The 6,525-nt window shown below is 36.2% G+C and carries 11 protein-coding genes and 1 tRNA gene; 5 read left to right on the top strand and 7 right to left on the bottom strand.

The window, feature by feature from the left end; all coding sequences use genetic code 11:
• A partial coding sequence (locus tag KBF89_08645) for a GNAT family N-acetyltransferase (GenBank protein MBP9116389.1) occupies positions 1-217 on the top strand: 217 nt, incomplete at its 5' end.
• Positions 218-379: 162 nt separating this feature from the next.
• Here KBF89_08645 and KBF89_08640 read toward each other — a convergent pair.
• Positions 380-745: a hypothetical protein gene (locus tag KBF89_08640; GenBank protein MBP9116388.1), complete on the bottom strand. Its 366-nt coding sequence runs from the start codon at positions 743-745 to the stop codon at positions 380-382.
• Between the two features lie 116 nt (positions 746-861).
• Between KBF89_08640 and KBF89_08635 the strand changes: the two genes are divergently transcribed.
• Positions 862-1,077, top strand: a complete 216-nt coding sequence (locus KBF89_08635) for a hypothetical protein (protein MBP9116387.1) — start codon at positions 862-864, stop codon at positions 1,075-1,077.
• 106 nt (positions 1,078-1,183) lie between these two features.
• Positions 1,184-1,630 (top strand): hypothetical protein, encoded by a 447-nt coding sequence (locus KBF89_08630; GenBank protein MBP9116386.1) that lies wholly within the window; start codon positions 1,184-1,186, stop codon positions 1,628-1,630.
• Positions 1,631-1,721: 91 nt separating this feature from the next.
• On the opposite strand, the gene KBF89_08625 is transcribed toward KBF89_08630, so the two are convergent.
• Positions 1,722-2,480 (bottom strand): alpha/beta hydrolase, encoded by a 759-nt coding sequence (locus tag KBF89_08625; protein MBP9116385.1) that lies wholly within the window; start codon positions 2,478-2,480, stop codon positions 1,722-1,724.
• A gap of 25 nt (positions 2,481-2,505) precedes the next feature.
• Positions 2,506-2,580, bottom strand: a tRNA-Lys gene (locus KBF89_08620).
• A gap of 63 nt (positions 2,581-2,643) precedes the next feature.
• Between KBF89_08620 and KBF89_08615 the strand changes: the two genes are divergently transcribed.
• Together KBF89_08615 and KBF89_08610 are read left to right on the top strand one after the other, a co-directional pair.
• Entirely contained in the window at positions 2,644-2,952 is a 309-nt protein-coding gene (locus tag KBF89_08615; protein ID MBP9116384.1) for a nucleotidyltransferase domain-containing protein, read from the top strand.
• Positions 2,942-3,283 carry a DUF86 domain-containing protein gene (locus KBF89_08610; GenBank protein ID MBP9116383.1) on the top strand — a complete coding sequence of 114 codons (342 nt, stop codon included), beginning with the start codon at positions 2,942-2,944 and terminating at the stop codon, positions 3,281-3,283. Before KBF89_08615 ends, KBF89_08610 begins: the two co-directional genes overlap by 11 nt.
• Before the next feature lie 208 nt (positions 3,284-3,491).
• On the opposite strand, the gene KBF89_08605 is transcribed toward KBF89_08610, so the two are convergent.
• From KBF89_08605 to KBF89_08590, 4 genes are all read right to left on the bottom strand, one after another.
• The gene (locus KBF89_08605; GenBank protein ID MBP9116382.1) at positions 3,492-4,079 is read right to left on the bottom strand and encodes a hypothetical protein; all 588 of its coding nucleotides are present in this window, start codon (positions 4,077-4,079) and stop codon (positions 3,492-3,494) included.
• A 172-nt stretch (positions 4,080-4,251) separates the two neighbouring features.
• Entirely contained in the window at positions 4,252-5,385 is a 1,134-nt protein-coding gene (locus KBF89_08600) for an ATP-binding protein (protein ID MBP9116381.1), read from the bottom strand.
• Between the two features lie 240 nt (positions 5,386-5,625).
• Positions 5,626-6,102 carry a DUF1028 domain-containing protein gene (locus tag KBF89_08595; protein MBP9116380.1) on the bottom strand — a complete coding sequence of 159 codons (477 nt, stop codon included), beginning with the start codon at positions 6,100-6,102 and terminating at the stop codon, positions 5,626-5,628.
• 84 nt (positions 6,103-6,186) lie between these two features.
• Entirely contained in the window at positions 6,187-6,492 is a 306-nt protein-coding gene (locus KBF89_08590; protein MBP9116379.1) for a DUF1028 domain-containing protein, read from the bottom strand.
• Positions 6,493-6,525: the final 33 nt, after the last annotated feature.

Raw genomic sequence — 6,525 nt, 5'->3', positions numbered from 1 at the left:
AGTTAGTATTCTGGAGAAATTTCGACGACGTGGACTTGGGCGATTGTTGTTAGGTAAAGTTCTCTTTGAGCTGAAAAGCCGTGGAGTAAAAGAAGTGATATTAGAAACAAATGCTGAAAACCCCTTTGGGGCACGTTCTCTCTATTCATCGGTCGGATTTACGATCACGAAAAAACATCTGCGATCTAGAAAACCAGTTAAGTCAGCTACCACTTAATATCAGTACGCCAAAATTTTTACTGACTGGAACTACTTTAAATATTGGTTTTCTGACCTGAGTGGGGTTTACTTTCTTAACCGTTCTTAGAATCGAAATTATATGCTTCTGGTCTAAGTAATGGCAGGAAAAGATTCTGTTCTCGAAGCTTTCGACCACCATCTATATCCACATCTGCGTATAAGATCTGTTCTTGGTCGTTAGCTTTTGTAATAATACTACCCTTGGGGTGTACAACAATTGACTCTCCACAGAAATCCATTTTTTTTCTTTTAAATAAAAGTTAGGCACAGCGACAATTGAGAGTTGCTTACATGTTGCTTGCATTTCAGAAACGAAAGGATCGTCAATCGCCAATGAGTGCTCTTCAACATTCTGATCTCTATGTTGCGGAAAGAATGGATAAAGCTGTAGTTCTGGAAAACAGATAAGCTCTGTAGCGTTGGCGGAAGCTTCTTCTATTGCGCTTATGGTTTTATCTTTATTTTTTTGGATAGTATCGCTAAGTTTGAGTTGAGCCAGAGCCATTCGCATTAGAAATCCCTTCAATATAAGGCATGATGCTAACACAATTCTGATTGGTGTCTGATTGAAGAATGGGCTCATAGAGTATTATCGATTTCTGCTCTGATATCATGTTAATCATGACCGAACAATTTTCTTGTAATCATTTCAGTTTGAATCTCCCTGCTGGAGAAGATCAAAGTAGTATTCCGAAACTTTTAAAACATCTAGCTTCTACAATAGAAACAATGGATAGTGAAATGAAAGTGCAAGATATTACATTCAACATGGAGATGGATGACAATGGAAAAGATTTACCATATTTTACGGTTTACTTTTATCCGAGTAATTCATAATAAGTAACTGGTACCTCTTATTACTTATAAGAACAACTTTGGAGAGTAACTCGTAGCAACCCGAGGTATTATTGTTTTGGTAGCTTTTCAATAAAGGACGTGAAATATGCGTATTGCTGTTACGGGGGCTAGAGGTAATGTCGGACGGGAAGTAATTAATTATTTCCATCAAACAGGTGAGCTTCGATTGCCTGCTGGCGATGGTCGTGTGTCGTTTGTGAGTAGATGTGATGTAGGTCGATGCTTAGGCGAGTTGGCACTTCGTGAAGATGATAGATCTATTCATGAAGTAACCGGTCCAAGTGGATTCAATATGTTCCAAGTCGCGGAACAGCTCTCCACTTCAGAAAAAACTATCGAATATGTCAATGTGAGTCCTGAAGAATTTAAAGAGCAAATTATCCAGGCAAGTTGGGACCCGTGGTGGATATTTGCATACACTTCAATGTTTGAATCAATTCGCGAAGGTCGATGGGAAAAGGTCTCAAAAGATGTCGAGGATTTAACTGGACGCGCACCAGTTTCTTTTAGAGAAATCGTAGAGGTAAAGTAAATCAGTACGCCCAAGCATATCGGGTTGGAATAACTTTAAATAGTGAAATTGTTATATAACACACTTGAATAAAATAACTGATGTATGAGATTTAAATTGTATTTAAAAATTTATTTATTTCCTTCACAAATTTATCTCGTGCATCAAACATTGGCCAGTGGTTAGCTTCAAAAAAAGGAATTGTATCTAAATTTTCTTTTTCGGAAAGTCGTAATGATTCTTGTGAGAGAGATGAAGTACCATACCAAAAACATTTTTTAGTAGTAAGCCCGATATACATTTTCCCAAGTTCATCTCCGCCTAGAGCAACAATGCGACTTGCTAAACTTTGAAAAGCCACAGGGTCACATTTATTAAGACTAGTTAAATAGCTTCCTGGTATATCTCCGGATTGGATTAGGTCAGCAACTTTATCTTTAAAATTTTCAAACCATGTTCCAAACTCATTTGAAGTGGCTGCTTCTCTTGAAAAGAATGTATCCGCATTTGTAAGATTTCCTTCGACATTAATAATGCCATGTATCATCTCAGGATACTGTGAAGCCAGCATTGTCGCAATATCGCCACCAACAGAATGGCCAATAATAACAATAGTTTTTTTAGTACGGTTTTCCAAAATGATATTTTTCAAACTTTTTACGAGCGATTCAAGTTCACAATTATCTTCAATAAATGGTGTATTGCCAAATCCAGGCAGGTCAATAGACGTCATAGCTAAATGAGGCATATTTGGATCATCAAATAAAAAATCCCAAACATTAGAAGAATCACCCAAACCATGTATTAGCCACAACTCAGCATCAGAGATACCATCTCGGTGGGTGTGCGCCCATTGTAAGTTCATTACCATAATCTAAGTCTATACAAAAATAGTATGGTACGCCGCCCAGTGCTTGAACCTAAGAACCACCAGATTAAGAGTCTGGTGCTCTGCTAATTAAACTTACCGTTAGGGCTAATTTGTCAAGTGCTAAAAGTGCGATACTAAACAAATAAGGTGGTAAAATATTAGTATGATTAAAGATCTACCTGGTTTAAAATTAGATTCTGAAAAGATAATTGAGCTTTGTAAAAAATATGGTGTTATAGAATTAAGGTTATTTGGTTCGTTTGCAACAGGTCAGCAACACGAGAATTCTGATCTTGATTTACTCTATGCTTTGGATGATAGCAAATGTATAGGTTGGGATATTTATGTTTTTTGGGATGAGCTTGAAGTTGTAGTCGGTAGGAAAGTCGATTTAGTGCCTATAAAATTTGTGCCAGAAAAATATTATGAATTCATGGTGAAACCTTCAAAAGATTTTTATCATGCTGCCTAAAAAACTAATTATATATAATATTGAAAATATCATTTTTGCATGTGAAAGAATAATTACAGTAACCAAAAAAATGCCATTTGAAGTTTTTGAAGTTAATGAAGATGCACAAGATATAGTTTTAATGAACTTTATAAAAATCGGTGAATGCGCAAACAGAATTTTAGAAGAATTGGACAGCAATATTTCAAATTTATTAAGACCAGCAGTAGCGATGCGTCATAAAATCGCTCATGGGTATGACGTGTTAGACACTTTGCGTATATTTGAGTCTGCAACCGAGAATGTTCCGCAACTAACAATAAAACTAAAAAAATATATTTCAAAACAATAATTAATAGATGTCGGGCTATTGACTAGGGTAAAACTTATCATAATTGTTAGTACACTCAATCATATCCGATTGGAACGGCTTTGAATAGAGTGGTTGAAGTATCTCGGGACTTACTAAGTTGCTAGGCGATTCTGGAATAGGATCTATTTTTTTATTAATCATAGAATGTTTAGACTATTACAACCGACCGGAATCAAAAATAAGTTTTTTAGCTTTTGTTTTTTTTAGATGTTATTTTTCCTCTTAAGAGGCCAATGTTAAGTGAGAATGAACATAGAAATTGTCGCACAGGAACAATCCAAACTGCAGCCGCCATTGAATTGATTGTTAAGAGTAGAAATGTAGAAGCTAGAAGATTAATCTGCCATGGCAGAGTAGTTTCAAGGTTGGGTTCTTTAAACGATTTTATAATGAGTGGAAGAAAAACGATTGTTTCTACAATTGCTATGACGTAAAGGTTCGTCGTAGCATTATCAGTGATAAACCATATTGTTAGTCCAATGAGTGCACCTATAAGTCCAATTTTATCTGGCAACTCAAAATAGATATGTCTGTTTCTAATTGCAAACAGTACAATTAAGAATGAGGCAGTAGTACCGACTGCAGTGAAAGGTACTGGACCCCAAGAATTTTCAGCTATTAGAGAAGCCATGTTGGATATATTTATTACAGTGAGCATAATAAAAGTAGCAACGCTTGCAGTAACTTTCTTTTTTGCAACATCAATTGTGTACCAACCTGCGCTTATAGCAAAGGTAACACCTGTAAGGATTGAAAAAACTTCTGAAAGGCTCATAGTAAATTATATCCTAAATTATTAGTACGCCGCCCGGGATTCGAACCTAAGAACCTGCAGATTAAGAGTCTGATGCTCTGCCAATTGAACTAGCCACAAGTTATATCGTTAAAATAAATGGTAATTTCACATAAATCAAGTTAGTCATATTAATTTTGTTCTTAAGTTGAGTTTATAAAACAAACTCCCAGAAGTTATCAGAATTTACGGTTTCGAACTTTGCGTCTTTATATGTATTTATCCATAACTTAGGTGGTTTGACGATTTTATTTGAATATTTGAATTCATATCCGAATAGATTTCCTTCACGTTCTTCTATGAGATCAATCTCTTTTTGGTCATATGTTCGCCAAAAATAAATATTTGCCAAGATATTTTTGTAGCTGCGTTTTTTCATGCGTTCTGCAAACATAAAGTTTTCCCAAAGTTTTCCTACATCGTTTCGTCGATCTAGTGAATTAAAATTATTGATGATTGTATTTAGTACGCCGTTATCAAGAAAATAATATCTTGCTGTCTTAGTTACTTCACTTCGTAAGTTTCGAGAGAATCCTCTTACTTTTACTATTACAAATGACTTTTCTAGTAGATCCAAATATCGTTCTACTGTCTGTTTGCTTAATTCAAGATTATTTCCAAGTTCGTTTAATGAAACTTCATTGCCGACTTGGTGTGCGATGAGTATTAGCAGATCAAAAATTTTATCTGCATTTTTTATTTGCTCAAGTTCAAGGATGTCTTTATATAGATAGGAGTCAACAAGTGTTTTTAGATAGTCTTTTTTCTCGTCTACGTTTATTGTCTCGATGACTTCTGGGTACGTTCCGTAGATCAGAAAATTTTCTAATTGTTGTTGTGTCGAAAATTGGTTAAATTGATCTTTGTATTCTAAAACTGAAATAGGGAAGAGTGTTATAATTTTCTGTCGCCCGGTAAGTGGTTCTCCAATTTTATTTGCGAGATCAAAACTTGATGATCCTGTAGCTATAATTCGAAGGTTAGGTATATGGTCAACACAAATTTTCAGACCTAAGCCGATGTTGCGAATTCTTTGTGCCTCGTCGATAACTAAAAGATCCAGGTTTGATAATGCACTTTTGATTTTTGTTATTGATTCAGATTGTATAATTTTTCGAAAATCAATATCGTCACCAGTAGTTGACAAAACATTTTTGTGATTGGTTTGTGCAAGATAGCTCTCTACCAATGTAGTTTTTCCTGCTCGTCGTGGGCCATATATAACCAATACCCTCGCGGGAAGCAACTTTTTTTCGATCATTTCAGTAGTGTAGTAACGCTTGATCATGGCTCTAACTTACCATATTTAACCTAATTTGGCAAGTCAAATTGCCAAATTAGGTAAAATGATGGGTTGTGTTCCTAAGATTAGGGGTTTCGTCTTGGCTATTGATGCTTTATTTCAATTCAAAAAGAGAAATCACAAATCAAAACGACCAAAACCACTTGGGACTGGAACCGATTCGAGGAATGGTCGAGTAGCATCGATAGATTAGTTTCTGTTTTTAAAATTAATGGATAAATGATCCTATGACCGTTTGGCACGAATATCGGCGAGTACTTCTATGTCGATGAGGCCATCGTTGCGAATGCGTCCGTCATAATTTTCGAAACCTAGGAAATTTTCAATCGCAGTGTTTTCTAAATCACCCCACGTCAAGTCATCAGAATCTGTTGCAAGAAAACCCTCTGATCGTAGAATACTTTTTAGTTCTTTTACATAATCCGGAGAAATGGCTCGCAGATTTTTCGGATCGCTAGGAAAATATGACAGTTTGTGGATTTCGTAGCATCGGTTAAGTTCGACAATCGGGTCTAAGTGGTCGTAAACAGAGATATCAATTTTTTTCGACCCGTGTGATTGGAATCCACTACCAGCTTCAAATACAAGTATTCCAGCTGCTTGCATTCCACGAATTTCACCACCGGCATCTTGCCCAAGTTGAAGTGCTCTTAATAAACGTGGTGCTAGATCACCTGAGGTTGAATCAATAAAGTCCACCATTGCATCGACGACTGAAGTAGAGCGTAATAAGTTTCCGACTGCGACGGATTTTTTGCCTATTCGAAAAGTTGTATTTCCCGGTAGTCAGGTAAGTTCTTCGCCGCTATATGCTGCACACTCTCCAGTTGTACTGAGTATTGCTAATTGTCTTTGGGTTTCGTCTGGATCATCTTTTCGGATTATTTCAATCACTTCAGAAGGAGATTGACCTTTCTCCAATAAGTTCAATGCCATTTCAGCATGGTCAGGGTTAGAGAAACCTTGGGTTGCGACAACACCAACAGAACCTTTCCCGAATATTGCATTAGTAGCAACGCCAGGAAACTTGGACTGCACAGCAATACCAATCTCAGATTTATCATCAGAAATCGCCAGGATTGAGAAAGTCATATTGACATAATACTATAAAATATAAATTGGTAC

The organism is Acidimicrobiia bacterium (assembly GCA_018057765.1).
Classification (GTDB): Bacteria; Actinomycetota; Acidimicrobiia; order IMCC26256; family JAGPDB01; genus JAGPDB01.
The sequence above is the reverse complement of the archived record's forward strand: the minus strand, read 5'-3'. Positions and strand labels throughout refer to the sequence as shown.